Origin of the sequence: Edaphobacillus lindanitolerans (assembly GCF_900156305.1) — a bacterium.
Lineage (GTDB): Bacteria > Bacillota > Bacilli > Bacillales_A > Planococcaceae > Bhargavaea > Bhargavaea lindanitolerans.
Window position 1 is genome coordinate 949,006 of record NZ_FTPL01000001.1, and the last position, 22,592, is coordinate 971,597.

Annotated in this window: 17 protein-coding genes; 1 reads left to right on the forward strand and 16 read right to left on the reverse strand. The window is 54.0% G+C overall.

All coding sequences use genetic code 11. The annotated features are described in order from the left end of the window. Window positions 1-7 precede the first annotated feature (7 nt). From B0B07_RS04445 to B0B07_RS04485, 9 genes are all read right to left on the reverse strand, one after another. Window positions 8-910 (reverse strand): ABC transporter permease, encoded by a 903-nt coding sequence (locus B0B07_RS04445; RefSeq protein ID WP_076757133.1) that lies wholly within the window; start codon window positions 908-910, stop codon window positions 8-10. 13 nt (window positions 911-923) lie between these two features. Next, complete coding sequence (locus tag B0B07_RS04450; RefSeq protein WP_076757134.1) at window positions 924-1,838, reverse strand: ABC transporter permease; 915 nt, start codon at window positions 1,836-1,838, stop codon at window positions 924-926. 43 nt (window positions 1,839-1,881) lie between these two features. Further along, complete coding sequence (locus tag B0B07_RS04455) at window positions 1,882-3,438, reverse strand: ABC transporter substrate-binding protein (protein ID WP_076757135.1); 1,557 nt, start codon at window positions 3,436-3,438, stop codon at window positions 1,882-1,884. Further along, the gene (locus B0B07_RS04460; protein WP_076757136.1) at window positions 3,435-4,676 is read right to left on the reverse strand and encodes a M20 metallopeptidase family protein; all 1,242 of its coding nucleotides are present in this window, start codon (window positions 4,674-4,676) and stop codon (window positions 3,435-3,437) included. The genes B0B07_RS04455 and B0B07_RS04460 overlap by 4 nt, the downstream gene beginning before the upstream one ends. After that, window positions 4,673-6,055, reverse strand: coding sequence for a M20/M25/M40 family metallo-hydrolase (locus tag B0B07_RS04465; protein ID WP_234982242.1), 1,383 nt, complete (start codon window positions 6,053-6,055; stop codon window positions 4,673-4,675). The genes B0B07_RS04460 and B0B07_RS04465 overlap by 4 nt, the downstream gene beginning before the upstream one ends. Before the next feature lie 315 nt (window positions 6,056-6,370). After that, a complete protein-coding gene (locus tag B0B07_RS04470; RefSeq protein WP_076757137.1) occupies window positions 6,371-7,525 on the reverse strand; it encodes a M24 family metallopeptidase in 1,155 nt (384 codons plus the stop codon). Window positions 7,526-7,549: 24 nt separating this feature from the next. Continuing rightward, on the reverse strand, window positions 7,550-8,761 hold the full coding sequence (locus B0B07_RS04475) for a metal-dependent hydrolase family protein (protein WP_234982243.1): 1,212 nt from the start codon (window positions 8,759-8,761) through the stop codon (window positions 7,550-7,552). Window positions 8,762-8,776: 15 nt separating this feature from the next. Beyond that, window positions 8,777-10,189, reverse strand: coding sequence for a sodium:solute symporter family protein (locus tag B0B07_RS04480; RefSeq protein WP_084186543.1), 1,413 nt, complete (start codon window positions 10,187-10,189; stop codon window positions 8,777-8,779). Between the two features lie 177 nt (window positions 10,190-10,366). Beyond that, window positions 10,367-11,947: a PucR family transcriptional regulator gene (locus tag B0B07_RS04485; RefSeq protein ID WP_076757139.1), complete on the reverse strand. Its 1,581-nt coding sequence runs from the start codon at window positions 11,945-11,947 to the stop codon at window positions 10,367-10,369. Window positions 11,948-12,110: 163 nt separating this feature from the next. Between B0B07_RS04485 and B0B07_RS04490 the strand changes: the two genes are divergently transcribed. Next, window positions 12,111-13,247 (forward strand): M20 metallopeptidase family protein, encoded by a 1,137-nt coding sequence (locus B0B07_RS04490; RefSeq protein ID WP_076757140.1) that lies wholly within the window; start codon window positions 12,111-12,113, stop codon window positions 13,245-13,247. A 122-nt stretch (window positions 13,248-13,369) separates the two neighbouring features. Here B0B07_RS04490 and B0B07_RS04495 read toward each other — a convergent pair whose 3' ends face one another. From B0B07_RS04495 to B0B07_RS04525, 7 genes are all read right to left on the reverse strand, one after another. Then, window positions 13,370-13,582, reverse strand: a complete 213-nt coding sequence (locus B0B07_RS04495) for a hypothetical protein (protein ID WP_076757141.1) — start codon at window positions 13,580-13,582, stop codon at window positions 13,370-13,372. Next, a complete protein-coding gene (locus B0B07_RS04500) occupies window positions 13,575-14,561 on the reverse strand; it encodes a TIR domain-containing protein (RefSeq protein WP_076757142.1) in 987 nt (328 codons plus the stop codon). Before B0B07_RS04500 ends, B0B07_RS04495 begins: the two co-directional genes overlap by 8 nt. Before the next feature lie 323 nt (window positions 14,562-14,884). After that, complete coding sequence (locus tag B0B07_RS04505) at window positions 14,885-16,468, reverse strand: OPT/YSL family transporter (protein ID WP_076757143.1); 1,584 nt, start codon at window positions 16,466-16,468, stop codon at window positions 14,885-14,887. 24 nt (window positions 16,469-16,492) lie between these two features. Then, window positions 16,493-17,278 (reverse strand): IclR family transcriptional regulator, encoded by a 786-nt coding sequence (locus B0B07_RS04510; protein ID WP_076757144.1) that lies wholly within the window; start codon window positions 17,276-17,278, stop codon window positions 16,493-16,495. Then, window positions 17,278-18,978: a hydantoinase B/oxoprolinase family protein gene (locus tag B0B07_RS04515; RefSeq protein WP_076757145.1), complete on the reverse strand. Its 1,701-nt coding sequence runs from the start codon at window positions 18,976-18,978 to the stop codon at window positions 17,278-17,280. Before B0B07_RS04515 ends, B0B07_RS04510 begins: the two co-directional genes overlap by 1 nt. Continuing rightward, complete coding sequence (locus B0B07_RS04520; protein ID WP_076757146.1) at window positions 18,975-21,020, reverse strand: hydantoinase/oxoprolinase family protein; 2,046 nt, start codon at window positions 21,018-21,020, stop codon at window positions 18,975-18,977. Before B0B07_RS04520 ends, B0B07_RS04515 begins: the two co-directional genes overlap by 4 nt. A 423-nt stretch (window positions 21,021-21,443) precedes the next feature. Next, entirely contained in the window at window positions 21,444-22,586 is a 1,143-nt protein-coding gene (locus B0B07_RS04525) for a DUF917 domain-containing protein (protein ID WP_076757147.1), read from the reverse strand. Between the last annotated feature and the right edge of the window lie 6 nt (window positions 22,587-22,592).

A 22,592-nucleotide genomic window follows, 5' to 3' on the forward strand; every position in this document is an offset into this window, starting at 1 on the left:
CCTTCCGTTAGTCTTTTATCTTCGGATCGAGGACATCGCGCAGCCAGTCTCCAAAGAAAATCACACCCAGTACGGTGATCGTGATGGCAAGACCCGGGAATGTGGCCACCCACCAGCTCGTCGCGATGTACTCCCTGCCGTCACTGAGCATCAGGCCCCAGGATACATCCGGCGGCTGGATCCCGAGTCCGAGAAAGCTGAGGCTCGCCTCCATGATGATCGTGGTGGCCACATTCAAAGTCGCGATCACAATGAACGAGGAGATGACGTTCGGCAGGATATACTTGACGATGATCCGGAAATCGAGCGCCCCGATCGCCTTGGCTGACTGGACATAATCCCGTTCCTTGACGCTGAGCGTCTCGCTTCTCACCATCCGTGCATACACGACCCAGGTCGTCCCTCCAAGCACCAGGATGAGGGTCGACAGGCTCGGGCCCATGACCGCCAGGACGATGAGCATGAACAAGATGCTCGGAATCGCCAAAAACGAGTCCACGAGACGCATGATGAGGAAGTCCCATGCCTTGCCGTAGTAGCCTGCGAGCAGACCCATCACGATGCCGATGGCTCCTGCCAGCAGCACGGCGCTGATCCCGACGAGCAGGGAGACGCGGGAGCCGTAAATGATCCGGCTCAACACATCCCGGCCCAGGTTGTCCGTGCCGAGAGGATAGCTCATATTCCCTCCGTCCAGCCAGAACGGCGGAACGAGGCGATTCATGATGTCCGTCTTCGCCGGATCATGCATTGCAAGAAACGGCGCAAAAATCGCCATCAATGTCACGAGCAGGACGATGATGAGGCCAAGCATGCCGGTCCGGCTTTTCAGCAGCCGCCGGATCAGATTGCCTGAAGAGGATTTTGGCTTGCGGGTGACTTTGATTGCCGGTTCGGTGATTTGTGTCATGATCTCGCCCTCCTCATTCGTATTTGATCCGAGGATCAAGCAAGCGATAGATCAGATCTGCCGATAAATTGCTCACGATGACGAAAATCGCGATGATGAAGGTTGCGGCCTGGACAACAGCCATGTCCCGCAGGTTTACCGCCTGCACGAGCAGCTGGCCGAGCCCCGGCCATGCGAATACTGTTTCGGTGATCAGCGTCCCGCCCACCAATGTCGCAGTCTGAAGCGCCATGATCGTCACAACCGGGATGAGCGCATTGCGGAAAGCGTGCTGATTCACAACGACGGTCTCCCGCAGCCCCTTGCTCCGCGCAGTCCGGATAAAGTCCTGGCCGAGGATTTCCAGCATGCTCGAACGGATCAGCCGGGTCATCTCCGCCGCAATCCCGGTGCCGAGCGTGATAGCCGGGAGAACCAGATGACCCAGCGTCCCCCTTCCCGATACAGGGAAAAGCTGGAACATCACAGAAAAGAGAAGGATGAGCATGATGCCGAGCCAGAAACTCGGCATCGCCTTGCCGAGCACCGCCCCTCCGGTGATGAACAGGTCCATGAAACTGTTCCGTTTGATCGCCGACAAGATTCCGAGTGGGATGGAAATGATGACCGCAACAATCATGGCGGCGATGGCCAGTTCGATCGTGGCCGGAAGCCGCTCCATCACAAGTTCAAGGGCATCCGTGTTATACCGGAAAGAATCCCCGAAGTCCCCTTTCACCAGGTCGCCCAGAAAATGCATGTACTGGACCGGAAGCGGGTCGTTCAAACCGAGCGAATTTTTAAGGGTTTCCCGCTCTTCCTGAGTTGCCGTTTCCGGCAGCATCAAAGAGACGGGATCCCCCGTCAGCCTCATCAGGACGAATACGATCAATGTAATGAAGAGAAGAACCGGAATCGTTTTGAGAAGGCTTTTGAGTAAGTACTTCATGGCGTTCCTCCCTGAATCAAAAAAGAGGGGAAATCCCCCCTTTTTATTTCAATGTAATGGTATCGGCATAGAACATTTCGTCCAGCCGCGGTTCATAATCCAGGCGGTCATTGACACCGGTGATCGCATCCAATTGATACAGATAGATCTGCGGACGATCCTCCGCGATGAGTTCTTGGGCTTCCTGATATTGGGCCGTCCGTTCTTCCGGATTCATGTTCTTTTCTGCCGCCTTGAGGAGTTCCTCTGTTTTCGGATTATCGTAATCGGTTTCACCTGCCGCCTGCTCGAATGTCAAACGCTCAAGCGCGAGGGAAGCGTCGAACATCGAATTGCCGTACCCGATGTAGAACATGTCGCCGAATGTCCGGTTCTGGTACTTCTCGCTGAATGCACTCCACTCAAGCAGTTCCAGTTCCACTTTGATCCCGACTTCACCGAGCATCGCCGACATGAGTTCCACCGATTCCTTGTCTTTCAGGTAACGACCGTTCGGTGAACTTAATGTAATTTCCACTCCGTCCGGGTATCCGGCTTCGGCAAGCAGCTTCTTTGCCTTTTCCTGGTCATACACGGATACGCCGTACAGCGATTCATTCGCCCCTGCATTACCCGGCGTCACACGGGTCCGGGTGACCGTGCCAGCTCCCCCGAGAAGCGACTCGACAATGGCTTCCTTGTCGATGGCCAGGTCGATCGCTTCCCGGACTTTCGGATCAGCCGTCGGACCCTCTCCTGCAGTCCGCACTGCGAGCAGCATGACCCGCTGTGTCGGAGACTGTGCCACATGGACGCCGTCAGTGGACTCAATCCGCTGCACATCGGTCGGAGGGATATTTACGGCCACATCCACTCCTCCCGTCAGCAATTCAGACACTCGGGTGGAATCTTCCGGGATTGCGCGGAAAACAAGTTCTTCCCATTTTGGTGCGTCGCCGAAGTAATCTTCATTCGCCGTGAGCACGAGGCGGTCATCCCGCTTCCACTCCTTGAATTTATAAGGCCCGGTGCCGACCGGCTCCTTGAGGAACGTTTCCCATCCTTCGGTCTCGATATAATTTTTCGGCAGCATACCGGAGCCCAGGCGGGACAACCGGTTCAGCAAGGCCGGTTCCGGATTGTTGGTGATGATCTCAAATTCATGATCTCCGAGCACGTTCACTTCTTTGATCTGCTTGTAGCTGCCGTATTCCAGCAGCGATTCGTCTCTGGCGACCCGCTCGAGCGTGAACTTGACGTCCTCCGCCGTAAAATCATCGCCGTTATGGAACTTCACACCTTCTTTGAGCTTGAACGTCCAAGTGGTATCGTTCTTGTTCTCCCAGCTCTCGGCAAGATCCGGGAGGAATCCTTCATCTCCGCCGTTTTTCACAAGGTAATTGAACATATTCACATGGATCGCTTCAGTCGACGTATTATTGTGGTCATGGATATCAAATGTCACCATGTCGCTGCCGTTAGCGATCGTCAGTGTCTTGCTGTCACTTTGCTCGACCGGTTTCGAACCAGACTTTTCGTCCGCCTCCCCTTTGTCCGAACAGGCTGCCAACAGCAGGCCGGCACTCAGAAGCAAGGCTCCCGCCCTCCACTTCATTTTCATACAAACTCCCCCTTGTCCTTTTCAAGAAATGTATTGGTCAATTCGACCAGTGTGGATATTCCGTACAGGAATGACTGCTCGTCCACATCAAAGCGGGCATTATGGTTCGGGTAAGCGGTCCGCTCGCCTCCGTTCGTTCCGAGCCGGAAAAAGACCGACGGAACTTCGTTCGAGAAGTAGGAGAAGTCTTCTCCTCCCATGGAAGGGGCCGTCTCTTTGAGTGCGTCGGATCCGAACAGGCGGGAGATCGTCTCCTCAAGCATGCGGCGCGGAACTTCGCCCACTTTGATTGAAGGCGGGCCATATCGATAATCGAGCGTGCAGGAACCCCCGAGTCCGGATGCAATTCCGGACGCAATTGACCGGATCCGCTCTTCCATCCGGTTTCGGGTTTCCGGCTTGAGCGTCCGGACCGTGCCGGATACTTTCACCGCATCCGGGATGATCGTGTCCTTTGTTCCCGCGTGGATCTGCCCGAAGCTGAGCACGACCGAGTCCAGCGGATCCGTCTGTCGGGAGACGATCTGCTGCAGGGTGACCAGGGCCTGTGCCGTCATCATGATCGGATCCACCGTTTCATGCGGGTGCGCGGCATGCCCGCCTTGTCCCCTGAATTCCAGTTCAAACAGATCGACCGCAGCGCAGGTGAACTCCGGAGTCGCCAGGGAAAACTCTCCGACGCAGACGGTCGGGTGGACATGCAGGCCGGCCATGACGTCCACATCTGGATTCCCAAGGGCCCCGTCGCGGATCATCGCCGCCGCGCCTTCTCCGATTTCCTCGGCAGGCTGGAAAATGACTTTCAGGCTTCCCCTGGACAGACCGGCCTGCGAAAAGACTTTCGCCGCACCGAGCAGGATCGCCGTATGGGCATCATGGCCGCAAGTATGGGCGATGCCGCCGTGCTCACTCCTGTACGGCTCGTCGATCAGATCGTTCATCGGAAGGGCGTCCATGTCCGCACGCAATCCGACCACCGGTCCCGGCCGGGCGCCCTTCAGAACCCCGACGACCCCGGTACCGCCGACGCCTTCCTGCACTTCATATCCCCATTCCTTCAGCCGGCCGGCCACGAGCTTTGCCGTTTCCGTTTCCTGAAAGGCCAGCTCCGGATGACGGCGGATCTGCCTCCTCGTTTCCACTGTGTCCGAAAACACATTCTGAACGGCCTCGTAAAGATCCGGACGGGTCTCCTTGAGTCTTTCAAACGGTGTCGAAATCTCCTGTCCTGTCATCATCCGACCACGCTCTTTTCCTTGTTGAGCTGCGCATTGAATTCTTCGATCAGAACGGCGGCCATCTTGATGCCGTCGATATAATCCTCGACGTTAATGTTCTCGTTCGGCGCGTGGTTGTTGGAACTGAAATTGCCGACACCGAACGAAGCGGAAGGGATTCCGAGTGCCTGGCAAAGGACGTGCATCGGGCCGGTGCCCGGTGTGTTCGGTACAACATTCGGTTTTTTCCCTGACACTTTCTCTGCCACCGACCTCATCACATGGACGAGTGCTTCATCCGGATGCGTTCGTGCAGCCACTTCGGAACTCATTTCCCGGATCTCGATGTCTTCAAATCCGTTTGCATCCAGGTGCTCTCTTAATGCGGCCAGGATTTTCTGAGGATCCTGCCCCGGTACGAGGCGGAAGTCCAGCTTGGCCATAGCCTTCGAAGGAAGGACGGTTTTCGAACCCTCCCCCGTGTAACCGCCTTCAACTCCGCAAATATTGCATGTCGGTTCGAAGATGTGCTTCCTCTTCAGCTGATCCCCTTTCAGGCCGAGCACGAATTTCTTCAGCTTAAGGCTATCCAGCATCGCGTCCTCATCCAACTCATAGGAATCCAGAAGGGCCAGTTCCGTTTCGGTGATTTCATCGATCTCATCGTAGAATCCCGGGATCAGCACCCGTTCTTTGGGATCCTTCAGCGTTCCGAGCGCCCAGACGAGACGCCAAAGCGGATTCTCGATGATCGTCGCATTGGCGGAGTGCAAATCTGTCGATGCACCGGAAGCCGTGAGCTCCACGTAGAGCATGCCCTTCACCCCGAGCGACAGCTGGACCGTGCCGTCCGGATCCCGGTAGCCGAACTCCCACACGCAGCCGTCGGAAGCCAATTTCTCCGCATGTTTTTCCGCTAGCTCAGGGAGGTTGACGCTTCCGATCTCTTCTTCACCTTCAAAGACGAACTTCACGTTCATCGGCAGTTCTTCATCGGCCTGCAAAATCGCATGGACCGCAGCCATCCGTGCGATCAGGTTGCCCTTGTTGTCCGCCACTCCGCGGGCAAAGATTTTCCCGTCCCGCAGATCCGGCTCAAAAGCGGGGGTCTGCCAGAGATCCACAGGATCTTCAGGCTGCACATCGTAATGGTTGTAGAAGCTGATCGTATGGTCCGAAGCCCCCTTCATCTCGCAGTAAACGACCGGATAACCGCCGGCATCCAGCTTTTCCGGCTGAAGCCCAAGCTCCTCTTCAAACAGTCCGTCCAGAAACTTGACCGCTTCTTCCATCCCACGGCCTTGTGCCGCGACGCTCGGAATCTTGCAGAACTCCACGAGCCACTCTATGTACCTCTCCCGATTCTCCTCAATGACTGTCAACACATCCCGTTTCAACAAACCACCCAACCACCCCTTCAGTTAAGGAAAATGTCCTTTATGCTGAACTTTACTTTAGAGCAATGAATCTATCGTGTCAACGGAATATTTAGATTTTTATAAATGGTATGAGAAATGGACAGACCATGCCCATCTTCTTAGGATCACTTTCTCTTGAAGCGGCCTCAGTTTAGTTTCGGGAGTTAAGGAAGATGACCATAAATGTCCCCACACAAAAAACGTTTACCGCACAGTCAGACACACTGTGCGGTAAACGTCTATATGGTGATTTTCATTGCCTTGGAATGTTCCCGAAGCATCGCAATCCACTTTTCATCAGACTTCCTGCTTCACCCCGCCGAACACCAATGCATCCAGGCCGCGCGGGTATTCCGTGATCAATTCCGTTCCGTTCTCCCTCAAAATGACCGTGTCCGAATGCCGGAAGCCGCCGACTTCCGGAATATAGATTCCCGGTTCCACACAGAAGGCCATGCCCGGCTTCAGCACCAGATCATTGTCGTAGCGCAGCGACGGCTCTTCGTGTAGGCCGATGCCGATTCCGTGGCCGGTCCGGTGATTGACGAAAGTTTCCAGGCCGGCTTTTTCAATGACTTTCCGTGCAACCTCGTTCACTTCCTTTGCCGTGACGCCGACTTTGATGAAGTCCAAGGCCGCCGCCTGTGCTTCTTGGGCAACCTTGAACACTTCCTTCTGCTTTTCAGTAGCACCGCCGATAAAGAAGGTCCGTTCACATTCGGCACGGTAACCGTTGAGCCCGACCTGCCGGCTATGGATGATGATGTCCTGCTGTTTTAGCTGCCGGGTGTTTGAAAAGACATGCGGCATGTTCGTCCGTTCGATTCCGGACGGGGACATGACGAAGTAATCGAGTGTCGCATCCGGGTGCTTCTCCGCAACCTCCATGAAGAGTGCCCGCGTCCCGAACTGGTCCATCTCCATTTCGGACATCCCGGCAGCCGCATGTTCAAGGGAATGCTTGAGCGCCAGGCTGACAAGACGGCCGGATTCCGCAATCATGCCCATCTCTTGCTCATCCTTGACCGCCCGCATGTCCACAATCTCCTTGTCGATGCTGACGAGGTCCGCTCCGTGCTTGCGGGCAATCTGTTCCAGCCTCACGGGGAATGAAGCGAACTCCGCCCCGATCACCGTGCCTTTCGGATAACGGGACAAGAGGGCATCGAAATGCTCGGTGTACGACTCACCCTGCCCCGCCTTCGACTTCACCTCGTGATACACATGCAGATGGTCCACCCTCGTCTTCGCCTTGGCGTGTTCCTCCTCAAGCGACGGGATGATGAGCGATGTTTCCTGCTTGTCCACCAGGAGCACGATGGGCCGTGAATACGTAATGGCCTTGAGCCCGCTAAAATAGTATTGGTTTTCAAAGTTGCAGATGACGGATACATCGATCCCTCTTGCATCCATCACTTCACGCAGTTTCTGCACACGTTTATCTGTATTCATCCCGATCCCGCCTTTTCATAAAAGTCATTGCACGGTTTCCATTTCAGAAACGGCTGCAAAGCTGTGGTTGATCACAATCTTCCCGTCCACGATCACTTGCTTCACCTTTTCCAGATGTTCAAGGTTCTCCAGCGGATTGCCCGCCACCATCAGCAGATTGGCCTGATATCCCTTTGCGATCTGCCCCACATTCATCCCGAGAATCTTCCCGGCGTTCACGGTTGCGGTTTTTAATACGGCCTTCGCGTCTGGGACGAGGTGGTACATCGCATACAATTCGTCTTTGATCGCATGGTGGGAGGTGCCCGGCGATCCCGCATCAGACCCGGCCCCGACCATGACGCCGCACTTAAAGTACTTTTTAAAGGCAGCTGCATGGATCTCCGTAATTTCCTTCGCCTTTTCCTTCGCGTAGTCCGGGATTTCGTCCATCGTGGCCAACTGACGATAAACATGCAGCGTCGGTATCCACGCCGCCCCGCGCTCCTTCATCAGCCCGATCAATTCATCATCCAGAAAATGACCATGCTCGATTGTATCGATTCCCGCCAAAAGGGAATTCCGGATCCCGTCTCTCCCGATCGCATGGGAGGCCACTTTGAGCCCGAAGCGGTGAGCCTCATCCGCGATGACCGTCAGCTCGGACAAATTCAGTTCGGCGTGTCCGACCTGTTCACCTTCATCGCGCCCGTATGCACCGCCTGTTGCACTGACCTTGATGACCTGTGCCCCTTTGTAAATCTGTTCTCTGACACCTTTCAGTGCCTCGTCCGGTCCATCCACGAAACGGGCCCAGAACGGATCGTGCCCGCCGGTCATCGTCAGCGTCTTTCCGCTCGCCAGTACTGCCGGCCCCGGCACCAATCCCCGACGGATGCTCTTGGCAACATGAAGTGCGATATCATCGACAGAGCCGACGTCACGGACCGTTGTAATGCCGTGTTCAAGATAATGTCTGCAGTTCGCCACCGCCCGGATGAGCATCTGTTCATAGCCTTCCGATTCCAGTGTCGCCACGGGATCGGCGGACCCGTCCCACATCATGTGGATGTGGAGGTCGACCAGTCCCGGCATGAGCAGATGGTTGCCGCCGTCATAGACGAGCACATCTCCTGGAATCTCCGAATCTGCAATCACATCCCGGATGACCCCGTCTTTCACCCAGACTGCCCGGTCACTCACCGGCTCCAGCTCTTCACCGAGCAGCAAACACACATTTGAAATGATATATTCCACAGTCAAAACCCCTTCTTACTCCAAGTTCAGTTTCTTATTCAAAAATGAAAGACGTTCTCCCCTCTTTTGAGTGACCAGGCTGACGACAATCAATGTAATGACCGAGAGCGGAAGCGCGAACAGCACGCTGTTCCAGTCAAATGGCCGGTTGAGCACAAGCTCCCAGAACATCGTCGCGGATCCCCCGACAACAATCGAGCTGATGATGCCCGCCGTCGTTGCCCGCTTCCACAACAAGGTCGCGATGATCGCCGGCGTGATCGCTGCACCGTACATCGTATAGGAGTACATCTGGATCGCCAGGACGCTCGGGAAGAACTGGCCCAGGATATAGGCGAACACACCGAGTCCGAGCACGGTGGCCCGGTTGAGCCAGAGCAGCCGCTGTTCGGGGATTTCCTTCTTGCTGAAGCGCTGGACAAGGTCATACACGATATTTCCGGATGCAGAGAGCAGATAGGAGGTGGCGGTCGTGATCAAAAATGCAACCGATGCGCAGAGGATCAGCACCCCTACCGCCACCGGAACTCCTTTGAGCGCGACGGTCAGAACGGCCGAGTCCGGGCTGATATTCGGGAACAGGACAATCGCCGCGGTCGCCATCATGATGACCAGCCCGATGACCAGTGCATTGCTGATGATGAACCCGATGACCGACCGCTTGGCTGTCAGTTCATCTTTCGCGGCTGCGAACCGCTGGTACATATTCTGATCCCCGAGCACCAGCAGGAAGAGCGGCAGGAAAAAGCCGAGCAGCTGCGGAATGGATAGACCGCCGTTCCATGTCTTCGTAATCGCCGGCAAGGCTTCTGCCAGGCCGCTGAACCCGCCGGCTGAATTCAGCGCAAACGGGATCCCGATGATGAACCCGATCAGGATCAGCACAGCACTCAATGCATCCGAATAGGCGACCGAAAATAATCCGCCGCTCATCGTGAGGAAGATGACGAGCGCACACATGACGATCGCGCCTATCTCAAGCGGCATTCCTGTCGTCAATTGGAGGACATAGGCCCCACCGGTAAACTGATAGGCTGTAATTCCGACATAGGCCAGTAAAATAAACACTGAAGCAATGACCCGGGTGCCCGTCCCAAAACGTTTCTCCAGCAGTTGCGGGACCGTATACATCTCGCTCTGGCGGACCTTGCTGGCAATCATGTACAAGATGAATGCCCCGACAAAACCACCCGACAAATTGAAGATGGCCGCAAACGGTCCGTACTGGTAGATAAAGCTGGCGCCACCGACAACCGTTCCCGATCCGACAAATGTGGCCAGCAATGTACCGATGACAATCCAAAGCGGAAGTCTTCTTCCCGCCACCATGAAATCATCGCTGTTTTTCACTGTGCTTTTGGCAAAGTAGACTCCGAGCAACCCCATCAGCAACAAATAAATGATGACCGCAATCAGGTAAATGCTCACATGTGTTCACCCCTTCTCGTGTTTGTGCATCCTCGATCCCCAACCAGGAAAGCGCTTTCCATAGAGGAAAACAGACAATCCCGAATAATCAAATCTTACATGCATTTCTGGCCATGCACCATATGAGCCGTCGCCAAACATTCTGTCATCCATTGTCTGTGACCAACAAATTGATGATCATTCGGAATTCACGTCTGGTGCTCCGTACGAACGATAAGCCAACACGAGCAGAGCAAAGAAAGAGGCGTCTTCAATCTCAAAAGGCAACAGTTCCCGTATGGTCTCCATTCTGTACTTCACCGTATTTGGATGCACGAACAACGCCTCTCCGGTATTCTTCAAGTTGAAGAAGTGGTCCAGATACACACGCAGCGTGTGAACCAAATCCGTATTCTTTTGGCGGTCATATTGAATCAGAGGAAGCAGGAGATCCTCAGCAAACCCTTTGAACGGTTCCTGTGTTTCCAGAAATACGGCAACTTTGCCGGCTCCCGATTCTGTCCATTTGGAGATAGACAGATTTTGCTTCCGGCACAGATTGAGTGAAATGACCGACTGCCCATACAAACGGCGAAAGACGGACGGCTCCGTACTGGATGCGCCATCACTGACCCCGATCATCCATTGCCGACTCTCCGGAACTGCTTCCGCCCACTGTTCTATCCGGAATTCCGTTTTCATGAATAAGATAAGCCGGTCATCATGTACAAAGGGCGGGAACAGGATATACCGGTCCGGGGCTTGATCCGCGTCCAGTTCCACCCATCGGCCGAACCGTTCCAGCAATGCCCGGCTCTCTCCATCAACCGCCTCCACGGCGACGACATGAAATTCCATGCCTTCGGCAATTGGTAAGGTTCCCCCCATCTGATGATCTTCCCCGCCCGCCAAAAAATACTTGAGCATCTTTATGACTTCCGGCTGTCCCCGTCTGCCCGGATAATACGGATCCGATAAAAGAATCTTGGAGGCAGTCTCAATCAACTGGCCCATCTCTTCGGGCTCCGGGGCTTCCCGTTCCTCCATAAAATGAAACGCCAAATAGCCTCCAAATCCCGCTTCATTGGAAATGGGGAACACCACCAATGCCCCATCCAGAAGATCAGCCGGAATTTTGCATGGCTCATTCAGCACTCTGGCCTCCTGCAGCCGCTCCCTTTCGGATTGAAGGATCAGACTGACGGATTGTGCCGTGCCGGAGCCGGCATTGTGTCCGATCCACTTTTCCAGCACCTCCAAGCCGGGGTCTATCCACGCGACATAATCCCCCCCGGCGTACTCGCCGATCATTTCAACAATCTGTCTGAGGCTTCGTCCGGAAAGAATGGATTCGATCAATAAATTGTTAAGCTGGCTGATCCGGTTTCTGCCTTTGTCTCTTATGTCTTGCCGCATTCCGTTAAACAGTTCAAAAATCAGATTGTAAGGCGTTTGTGCGGAAAGCCGAAAAAGCGGCAGACCGGACTCATCCGCGAACTGCTTCACCTCATCGGGAATGGACGAATAGACCGAGGTGTGGAACCCGACTGCGGACACACCGACCTCCACAAGCCACTCCAAGTGATCCACAATTTCCCGGGCACCCTGAAACGCATGAAAAGTGGACAAAAGGAATCCATCCTTCTGGATTCGTCCGGTCCGTTCATTCAATTCAATCGTTGTCACGTATTCAACCATCCGGCCGGTCCCTTCATGTCCTGCAACAAGCGGGATCCCAACATCGGCCAGCTTCTCTGCAATCTGCTTCACCGTAATCACCCAAACGCCCCCTTAAGTTTCAGTTTCTAAGAATACTATTTCGTTTTTTGAAATGAACCCCGCCTTTTCGTCAAAAGCCCCTCCTGGAATAATGATTGGGCATTGTATGTTCAATGATTATTGTCATAATAGAATGATAATACATCGAAGGGGGACCTTGCACATGAACGATCAAAACCTCGGACTGGCCATCAAACTCCGGCATGACCTGCACGAGCACCCGGAGCTCTCCAACGAAGAGACATGGACGAAAGGGCATCTGATGGCGTTCATCCATGCGAATACGAACCTGGAAGTCATCGATAAGGGGAACTGGTTCTACGCCGCCTACCGCGCAGGCGATGGCAGGCCGAACATCGCCTTCCGCGCAGACTTCGATGCGTTGCCGATCGAAGAGACGATCGACCTTCCTTGGGGGTCCAAAATTCCGGGCGTCTCCCATAAATGCGGCCATGACGGGCACTCGGCGACGCTTGCCGCCTTCGCACTCGAAGTCGATCAGAACGGTGCCGACAATAATATTTTCTTCCTTTTCCAGCCCGCCGAAGAAACCGGCGACGGCGCCATCCAATGCATCGATCTCATCAAAGATGAACAGATCGACGAAATATACGGCTGCCACAATATGAGCGGATTCGCGTTCAAGTCGGTCGGCGTTATGGACGGCACCTTCATGTGCGCCTCCAAGGGCATGACAATCCATCTCGAAGGCACGCCTGCACACGCCAGCCAGCCCGAAACCGGCATCAACCCGTCATTCGCCATCGCCAACATCGTCAATGCCATCCCCCGCCTCATCCAGCCGGAACACCACAGAGGACTCGTCCTCTGCACCGTCGTCCAGATCGATGTCGGCGAAGAAATGTTCGGCATTGCCGCACACAAAGGCGACCTCCGCATGACAATCCGCGCGCTGTATGAGGATGAACTGGACCGGCTGCAGGAGAACCTTGAGAACCTGGCCAATGAGCAGGCAGAAGAATACGGACTCCGGGTCCGCTTTGAATACAATGACGAATTCCCCGAAACCTACAATCACCCGGAAAGCACCGATCACATCCGCGCCGCCGCAAAAGCGAAAGGCATGGATGTGATTGAAATCAGCGAAGCGTTCCGCGGTTCCGAAGACTTCGGCCACTTCACCAAGCTCACGAAAGGCGCCTACTGCATCATCGGAAACGGCGAAGACCACCCGCCTGTGCATACGGTGGAATATGACTTCAGGGATGAATTGATCGAGTGCGGAGTGGAGTTGTTCAAGGAGTTGGCGAGTAGTAAAGTGAAGGTGATTGTGAGGTAAATAAAGGAAGCCACCCCGAAGCGAATGCTTTGGGGCGGCTCTTTTGAAGATCCTACAATTGATTTACTGGGCATTTCGACGTCAGCTTCTGGAAACTCATCTTTTCAGAGCTAAAAGCACTATTAATGAACGCGTTGCATTTTCAAACCATGAATCTTTTTCTTCCAGAAGTTCTCGTCGTCCAGGTATTCAGGCTTAGGGTAATTGGCAGCACGTTCAATAATTACTCGCCCGACCTGTTCTTCGCCATTGACCGAGTATGCAATGACCTTCCTGCCTTTTGATGAATACGAACCATTTCCGGCAGATCGTTTAATCATCATTTTTTTATTCATTGGACATCTCCCCTAAAAGATCTTTTACGCATCCGATTAACATGCAGTTCGCGTCAAGCATTTTTCTTAACTCTTCAGGAGATAGATTAGCTCTTCCTTCCATATGGACAGAAATCACATGGCTTCTGATTGGATAACACATTAAATATGAGCGAATAACGGAATTTTGCAGTTCAACAACTTGTTCTTTTGAGGTTAAATAACTTTCAACCACAAGAATTTTATCCATTCCACCTTTACTTTGGTTTATAGAGAAAGGATAAAACCGCCCAATTCCCACATCTCCAGAAAGGTATTGAATCCCTTCATCTGTTGCTGTCCAAATGCCAACACCGGTAACATCATAATCAGCCGGACAAGTATGAGAGTCACGGATTGCTTCAAATAAACAATCATGGGGGCGTGTCTGCCTTCGCATTATTAGCTTGGTGAACCGTTTATAAAAGAGACGAATCTTTCTCATTGCCGTTAAATCCTTTTCCATTTCTTCCAATAGGTCGATAGGATCTTGAAAAAGATTTAAATCCTCGATTCGCCGTTTTATCGCACTACATGCCCGATTAACAGCCGCCTCATAGTTTTGATCATCTCTGACTTCATATTCAAGACGCCCAAGCCCGTTAAAGTCAGAAGGTATAGTAAAGTTATTCGGTGCCTTGTTGGGGACTAAAAAGAATACTCTTTCCCTCTTTAGCTTACCCCAAAACATTCCCATTTCAAACACCGTATTATCCCGTGCTCGGTATGATTCTTCCCCCCTTGAAATCACCAAATCATCCGGCGCGAAGACGAATACAGCAAAATCATTACTGTTTAATTGCTGATCCAAGTCTTCCAATGTGTAACGGTTTGCTCCAAACACGCCAGCTGTCCAAGGAGTAACCTCTGCAACGTAATTTAGCTGTTCATGAATTGCATCCACATACACCTGAGCTTCTCTGGAAGAACCGATAAAAACCCTTGGCATTCTATTTTCCATGGGCCCTCCTTAGACTCAATAATTGTTTTCATCAAGCCAAGTCTACTCACCTAAAACAAGAACCTTTGTTCCTCATATTATAACATTTATTTCAGGGTATTCAATACTTCACAGAATAATTGCACTTATTTGGCTAGAACGGCGCCAAACGGTTTAAACAAAATGAAAAGTCATCAATAAGCCCCTGTCCATTACTTCCTGGACAGGGGCTGTTACTTCCGTTTTCTCTATTGCATGGCGAAACCTATAATCAAACCACGTATCAGAGAAGGTGAATCACTCTTCACCAAAACAAAACTTCACATCACCGGCACCCAAGGTCCTCACTTCCCAATCTTCAGGATCGAACTAAAGAAGCTGTAAATTGCATCGCCCGCGATAACGCCGGCGGCCATGATGGTCATGTGCTGTTCATATTTGGCAGCAGGGCTTCGCAGCACGGCGAACCGGATGATGATTCCGGCCAGGACGGCCCATCCGGCAAGCGGAGAGGTGAGGAGCAGGCCGGTTGCGAACAGGATGCCCATCTGGCGGGTGGAGCCCCCGATCAGTTGAAGAAGCGCCCCCGGGATGGCCCAGATCATCAGCTGCTTGGCGACATCACCGGAAATTCCGGATTCGATCGTGGCTGCGTACACTTTGTCGACCGGCGGGATGAGGCCCTGGTCGAAGTAGGACTGGAAGGAGAACAAGACGACGATCGCCGCGACGAAGAATCCGATGAACGCTGCGAACAGCTGCTGTTTCCTTCCCTGCCGTTCGAACGCCTGGTTTTCCCCGTTCCCCCGCAGCATATAGCCCGTTTTGAAATCGTACCCCATGTCCGCAAATGCCACGCCGGTACAGGCACTGAAGCCGACAAGAAGGGCGAGGGCCTCCGGCGGGAAGCCGATCAGAATGCCCAGGATCAGGGTGATCAATGCAACGGCGAATGCCGGGAACCAGCCGGCGTGCATCGCGGCAATGCCGACGATCAGTTCATGGGCGAACGCAGCGATGGTCGCAAACACCAGGAACAGCACGAACATTCCCGGAGACAGGTCTGCATAAAGCCCGCCGGAAATCGCCAGGAACAGGGAGATGATCAGATATGCAATAAATCCCTGGCCGAACGCCTGACCGAACTCTTTGCCTTCCTTCGCATAGCTTTCTTCCTGTTTTTCCGACTTCTTCTTTTTGAAGATCAGGACCATGATCTGGCCGAGCGTCACAATCCCCGCGCCGATCATGAACCCATGCGGTATGTAATACTCATTGATGTCGACTCCGAAAAGCGGGATGGAGTAGCCGCGGAGCAAAAGTCCGATCCCGAACATGCTGAGTGCCCAGATGTTCCCGATGAATGCGACCCCGAAAGCGGACATCGGGATTTTCAGGATCGAGCCGACAATGCCGATGACAATGCCACCGAGCAGGAACTTGGCCCGGCTTCCGCCTTCGTCCCCCGCTTTGATCGCTTCGGCTGTCGCCACTCCCGGCGGCCAGGTTCCTTTAGCCGGGAACACTTTTGTATCAAACATCTTATAGAGCAGGTAGGCATCCACGATCATCGCCACGGCCACGCCGATAAACAGCGGGGTGATCAGGTGTTCCATCCCCAGTACATACGGGACGCCGATCGGCAGGATCAGACTGCTTGCTGCTCCGAAGGTGGCGGCGGAAATCGATGTCTGGACAAGATTCTGGTTGTGGACCGACTTGAATTTCATAAGCGCATTCAGCGGAATCCTTGCCAGGATCATGGCAAAGACCGCCCCGACGATTGACGTGTTGGCAGAAATTCCGAGCGAGGTGATGAGCTGTACGCCGATGATTCCCCCAAGAACCGATAAAACAATCATGACAATGAGCAGCGAAGGCGAGAATATGGTCGGATGTTTGGTTTCAAACTGATCTCTGCTTGCCATTCGGTTTCCCCCTAATGTTTCCGTTTAATAAAAGCTTCCGAACCGGTCAATGTATTGCTGGATGATCCGCCCTTTGTTCATGACCTTCTCCGCAAGTTCCGGTGTTTCTTCGTCCGGCATCCGATAGCCCGGCCCCGCAATGGTGAGGGAGCCGACCACTTTCCGCCTGGCATTGAACAGCGGAACGGCGATGCCGCACACGGCATCCGAGAATTCCCCTTTTGTGACACACACTCCGGTTTCCCGCACTTCTTCGAGGTCACGGATAAGCGCTTCCCTCTCTGTCACGGTTCTCGCCGTGAACGCCTGCAGGGATTCAGGGAGTACCCCGGGTTTCTCCTCCTCGTCCATGAAAGCCAGGATCACTTTGCAGGATGCCCCCGCATGCAAAGGTGTCCGTGTTCCGATGGAGACGTTGAATTTGATCGGCCGGTCACACTCCACAATTTCAACCGTGACGCCTTTGTCCCCGTCCTTCAGTGTCAAAAAGGCGGTTTCCCCGACTTCCTCGACCAGTTCGTGCATGACCGGCACGACGAACTCCGACAGCTTCATCCGTTGCTTGACCACGCTCGTGAACTCGAGGATCTTCAATCCCAGCTCGTATTCCTTGGTCAACGGATTTTGCCGGAGATATCCCCAGCCTTCAAATGTCCTTAATATCCGGTGCAGGACCGTATGGTTCATGTCCATCTTCTTCGAGAGCTCCCGGAGTCCCCATGTCGGCGTCTCAAGAGTGAATTCCGATAAGACGGCCAGCGCATTGTCGAGTGTTTTCAATGAAGACACGCCTGTCGGCTGATCGGCCATTAAGAATCCGCTCCGTTCTCCGCAAGCCGGTAAACCGCCTCTGCCTGGCCGGCAGTGATGTAGCCGTTTTTCAGATCGGCCCGAACCTGTTCAGGGTCCCGTTCCTCCGGAGGGCCGTAGCCTCCGCCCGTCGCGGTCACCAGCTGCACTTTGTCGCTGCGGTTCAGGCGAAGCCGGGTCGCGACGCCGAATGGCCCCTCGGTCTCCCCGTTTTTGCGGATCACCCTCAGATAGCTGGATGAGCCATCATGGCCACCTTTCATGCCCCAAGGTTTAAACCGGTGCCTGCCGAAGCTGGCCGTCATTTCCTGTCCGTCGGTCAGCACTTCGTATTCCCGGACGACTCCCGATCCGCCGGTGAACGTTCCCGCACCAGCCCCGTCGCAGCGGAGCCGGTAATCGGTCACACGGACACCGTATCGCGACTCGGCGATTTCAATCGGCATGTTGTACGTTTCACCGTTGCCCATGCAGAACTGCCCGCGCTGGCCATCCATGCCTTCACCGGCTCCCCATCCGCCGAGCGTCGGTTCCACGATCAGGAACCGCTCGCCGGTGTCCGGATGTTTCCCGCTCAGGAGGAACGAACAGACGGAGAGCAGATGCCCTGCCGTCAGCCGGTCCGGCAATACCGGTGCGAGCGCCTTCCATATCAGTTCGGCTCCGCCCATGCGTGCCTCAAAGTTCATCGACACCGGGGACGGCCGTTCGGCTGACACGATCGACCCCGGATCGGTCATGATCTTGAGCGGCTTGAACAGCCCTTCATTGACGTTGAACTGCGGACGCAGAATCGCAAGGAACATGACCCGGACACTGGCCATCAGTCCATAAAACGAGCAGTTCACCGGGTTCATGACCTGCGGGTGGGAACCCCGGAAGTCGCAGATGAACTCGGTATCGGTGATCGTCACTTTCAGCCTGATCGGATATGGTCCGCCCTTCTCGGGATCTCCTTCGATAAAGTCTTCCGCCTCATACGTCCCTTTCGGCAATTTCGACAGTTCGCCCAGGGAATATTGCTCAGCCTGGCGGATCAATTTCTCCATCGCACCGGTGACGACTGGCCGTCCGTATTTCCGGCAAAGTTCACGGACGCGCTTTTCTCCGGTTTTCAGTGCGGCCACCTGCGCCCACATGTCTCCGAGCGACATATCCGGCAGCCGGACGTTCACGCCGATCATTTCCACGATCGCCTCGTTCAGCTCGCCGCGGTCATAGAGCTTGATGCCCGGAAACTGCAGGCCCTCCTGATAGATCTCGGTCGAATCGTTTGTAAACGAGCCCGGGTCTTTCCCGCCTAGTTCGGTCCAGTGTCCTTTGTTCGCCGAAAAGGCCACCAGCTCGCCCCCGTGATAGATCGGCATCACGAGGCCGACATCCGACAGGTGAGAGCCTCCGCCGACATACGGATCGTTGATCAGGATGACATCTCCCTCCGAGAGGCCGGCACCGCCTTCATACTTCTCCAGCACCCGCTGGACCATCGGGCTCAGCATGCCGATGAAGCTGGTCACGCCGTTCCCCTGGCTGATAAGGTTGCCGTGTTTATCCGTCAGCCCGCAGGCATAGTCCAGCACCTCGTAAAACATCGGGCTCATGGACGTCCTGGCGAGCGCATGAAACATCTCTTCCCCGATCGACATGAGGGAATCCTTGATGACTTCGAGGACGAATGGGCTGATTTCTGACGTTGTCATTCCTTAACCCCCGTTTCAATAATCAAATTGCCGTAAGAATCCACCTGGAGCCGCTGCCCCTTGACCATCAGTGTGGATGTGTTCGGCTCTTCCACGATTGCCGGTCCCTCCATTTCAAAACCGGCCCCCAACGTTTCGCGGTCATAGACCGGAACGTCCGTCCATCCGCCGTTCCGGAAATAAACGCTCCGCACCTCTTTGGGACCGCTGCCGGCTTCCCGGTGAGCTTCAATCCGGGACAGGCGCGGTTTTTTCACTTTGCCGAGGCCGACCAGATGCAGATTGACCATTTCCATCTCATTCTCCTTCAGATGGAAACTGTACGCTTTTTCGTGGGCTTCATGAAAACGGGCTTTGAGTTCCTCCATCTGCGGACCATCCAAAATCCCGGCCGGGATCGGAAGCTTGACCGTATGCTCCTGACCGACGTATCGGAAATCTACATTCCTCATGAACAGGACACGGGACGGATCGATGCCTTCCCCGATAAATTGCCGGGTTGATTCGGATTCCATTTCCTTTAATGTTTCGTTCAGGTCATGGAGATCGATGCCCTGAAGCTTGCGGTTGTATGTCCGGATGTCATCATGACGGAGATCGGTCATCAGCATGCCCCATGCTGAAAACACGGAGGACGCATTCGGGACGACGATCTTTTTGACGCCGAGCTCTTCGGCCAGTTCAGCCGCATGCATCGGCCCGCCTCCGCCAAATGCGACGAGGGTGAAGTCCTGGGGATCATAGCCTTTTCGCACGGACACGAGCTTCAGGGCATTCAGCATATTGGAGTTCGCAATATCGATGATCCCCATCGCCCCGTCCTCGGTCGAGGTCCGGAACGGATCGGCCACATGGCGGTCGATCGCCCGTTTCACCTCGTCCATGTCCACCGGGTTTTCGAAGTTCTTCTTCGAAAGACGGCCGACAAACAAATTGGCGTCCGTCGTCGTCGGCTGCACGCCGCCATTGCCGTATGCCACGGGACCGGGCATCGCTCCTGCCGACTGGGGCCCGACCTTCAGGGATCCGAGCTCGTCGATCCAGGCGACCGATCCCCCGCCGTTGCCGATTTCCACGATGTCCACGACCGGCACCTTCACCGGATAGCCGGCTGTCTTCTCGGTCTTTTCGATATAGTAATTGGTCGTCACCCGGACTTCCCCGTTCGTGATGAGTGAGCACTTGGCGGTCGTCCCGCCGATATCAAACGCGATCATATTCTGCTCGCCGATCAATTCGCCGAGCATCGCCGCACCGAATATTCCTGCCACCGGGCCGGACTCCACCATGTGGATCGGGACGTTCTTCGCATTCTCAAAAGTGGTCACGCCGCCATTGGACTGCATGATATACCGGTTTTCCGTCATTCCGAGCTCATCCAGCCTTCCGGAAAGCCGGTCGATGTATGCCTCTGCGATCGGTTTGACGTAGGCATTCAGCACGGTTGTGTTCGTCCGCTCGTATTCGCGCCACTCCTTGATGATCTCGCTTGAGACGGTGACAGATACCTCGGGCCACTCTTCCTGGATCACCCGCTTCGTTTCGAGTTCGTGTCCCGGATTGATGTAGGCATGCAGGTAGCAGACCGCAATCGCTTCCACTTTCTCTTTCCGGAAGTACTCGAGGGCTTGCAGAATATCGTCGGTGCTCAGCTCCGAAATGACATTCCCTTTTCCATCAAGCCGTTCGCGGACCTCTTTTCGCAAATGCCGTTCGACAAACGGTTCGGGCTTCTGGAAACGGAAATTATAAAGATCCGGCCGGTTCCCCCGTCCGATCTCCAGCACATCCCGCGTGCCTGCCGTTGTCAGCAGGCCGACCTTCACGCCCTTTTTCTCTGTGAGCGTATTGATCACGACCGTCGAACCGTGAATGAACATTTCGATTTCCTCGGGAGAGAGCCCGCTTTTTTGAACGACATCGATGACACCGCTTTCAAAATGGGAAGGAGTCGTATTTGATTTCGCGTATCCGACCGATCCTTCATCATCCACGTAAACCAGATCCGTGAACGTTCCGCCAATATCCGTTGCCACACGCATGATATTTGCCTCCTCACATATTGGTTCTTATATCGAACCACCGGTTCTATAGCGGGTAAATGATAGTCGTGTGTTTGGATATTGTCAATATATCAATTAGTCTGATTACGTTTTTTGGGCTGCAAAAAGATGATCCCGGCTCAATACCGGAATCATCTCATCGCTGCGTAAGCAGACTTTTTATTGACGGAAGGATCCGCTGGAGGAACTGAATAAGCGATTTGCGAAGCCGTGGCAGAGTCCGCCCCCTGTGTTAAAAGCCAAGAGGGCCACCGAGATCTGCCACGTTCCCGAGGCCGTTGCTATTTTCAAATCCGTCACAACATTGAGTTTGGTTCTGAACAGGACGCTGCCAAAGCAATGGGACTGTCCGCTTTATAGGGGCCAAACAAGCTTACTTGGTTTTCTATGCTTATTAAGCCATCAAAAAACGATTGAATCCTTCTCTTTCCCAAGCCCATTATCCGAATTTTCCCGACACCTAAAATACTCTTCTATTTCCCTTCCGATATAACGAGGTCCAAACACAGCCATTCCTTCCGCCGTTGTCCAAATTTCCGGCGATGTAAACCTAATGAGTGCCACTTCCATTCCTTCCCGGCAGGAGGGATTTAAAATAGGCATGCCTGTTGCCGCATCAAGAATGCTCAGGATGTCGGGAATAATCCCAATAAGATTGCCGTTGCACTCCACTGTCATATTTTCATTCAGGAAGTTAACGGCAAATATCCGATCAGTTTTGTGGCATCTGATGAGGACTTCCCCTTCGATGAATCCATTAGCGTCTACCCACTCAGCCCGCATGATTGTTCCGCTTACGATGAGCCATCCCTCATCCGCTTCCACGATAGCCTCGATTGGATTTTTCCCCATTTCCGTTGCATTCCTGCGTGCTCCTCCAATTTTTTTGGCACGGCTTAATGTCCCTGGGATGACCACTTCTTTGAACCGCTTGCCGTTTAAAGGATGATCACAAATCCCCGAGAAGTTCCCTGAATTCATCGCGAAGCTCCTGGCAATCTGGTCTGCACGATCATGATTGGCAACCGACTGGACGATCAAATGCTCGCCGTACCGGTTGGCCAGTGCAAATGGCGTGATAGAGGCACCATGAACGTTAAATGACGTGTGGGCCAAATCCGGCACAGCCCTTCCTGCCGGATCACCATCTACGAGGGGCAAGTTCATTTCAGCTGCCACATCCATGGCCCATGCCGTATTTCCGCCTAATTCCGTGGCACATATCCCGTCCACAGGGCATCCCAGATATTCCTCCAATGCTCTTGTGGCGAAGACTGATGGATTTCCTTCCCTTTCTGAAATCCCAGAAAGTTTATCCATCGCTTCTTTTGTCGGAGGTGCGACTGATCCAACATAATAGGGAGAGACGACAAGCCAGTTGTCCCCGACGTCTTCTACATCCACGATCTGAACAGACCGCCCATTTCCATATAAACGTTTGATCAGGCCAAGCCCCTCACTCAGGCTGCCACCGCCGCCGGCCCCCAGTATACACGCACCAAATAAGATGTCCTCTGCTTGTTGTCGGTTCATTTTCTCAGGCACGTAGCA

Bases quoted from the DNA above. Each gene is read 5' to 3' on its own strand.
- B0B07_RS04445 (WP_076757133.1), bottom strand. From the start codon at position 910: ATGACACAAATCACCGAACCGGCAATCAAAGTCACCCGCAAGCCAAAA.
- B0B07_RS04450 (WP_076757134.1), bottom strand. From the start codon at position 1,838: ATGAAGTACTTACTCAAAAGCCTTCTCAAAACGATTCCGGTTCTTCTC.
- B0B07_RS04455 (WP_076757135.1), bottom strand. From the start codon at position 3,438: ATGAAAATGAAGTGGAGGGCGGGAGCCTTGCTTCTGAGTGCCGGCCTG.
- B0B07_RS04460 (WP_076757136.1), bottom strand. From the start codon at position 4,676: ATGATGACAGGACAGGAGATTTCGACACCGTTTGAAAGACTCAAGGAG.
- B0B07_RS04470 (WP_076757137.1), bottom strand. From the start codon at position 7,525: ATGAATACAGATAAACGTGTGCAGAAACTGCGTGAAGTGATGGATGCA.
- B0B07_RS04490 (WP_076757140.1), top strand. From the start codon at position 12,111: ATGAACGATCAAAACCTCGGACTGGCCATCAAACTCCGGCATGACCTG.
- B0B07_RS04495 (WP_076757141.1), bottom strand. From the start codon at position 13,582: ATGAATAAAAAAATGATGATTAAACGATCTGCCGGAAATGGTTCGTAT.
- B0B07_RS04500 (WP_076757142.1), bottom strand. From the start codon at position 14,561: ATGGAAAATAGAATGCCAAGGGTTTTTATCGGTTCTTCCAGAGAAGCT.
- B0B07_RS04505 (WP_076757143.1), bottom strand. From the start codon at position 16,468: ATGGCAAGCAGAGATCAGTTTGAAACCAAACATCCGACCATATTCTCG.
- B0B07_RS04510 (WP_076757144.1), bottom strand. From the start codon at position 17,278: ATGGCCGATCAGCCGACAGGCGTGTCTTCATTGAAAACACTCGACAAT.
- B0B07_RS04515 (WP_076757145.1), bottom strand. From the start codon at position 18,978: ATGACAACGTCAGAAATCAGCCCATTCGTCCTCGAAGTCATCAAGGAT.
- B0B07_RS04520 (WP_076757146.1), bottom strand. From the start codon at position 21,020: ATGCGTGTGGCAACGGATATTGGCGGAACGTTCACGGATCTGGTTTAC.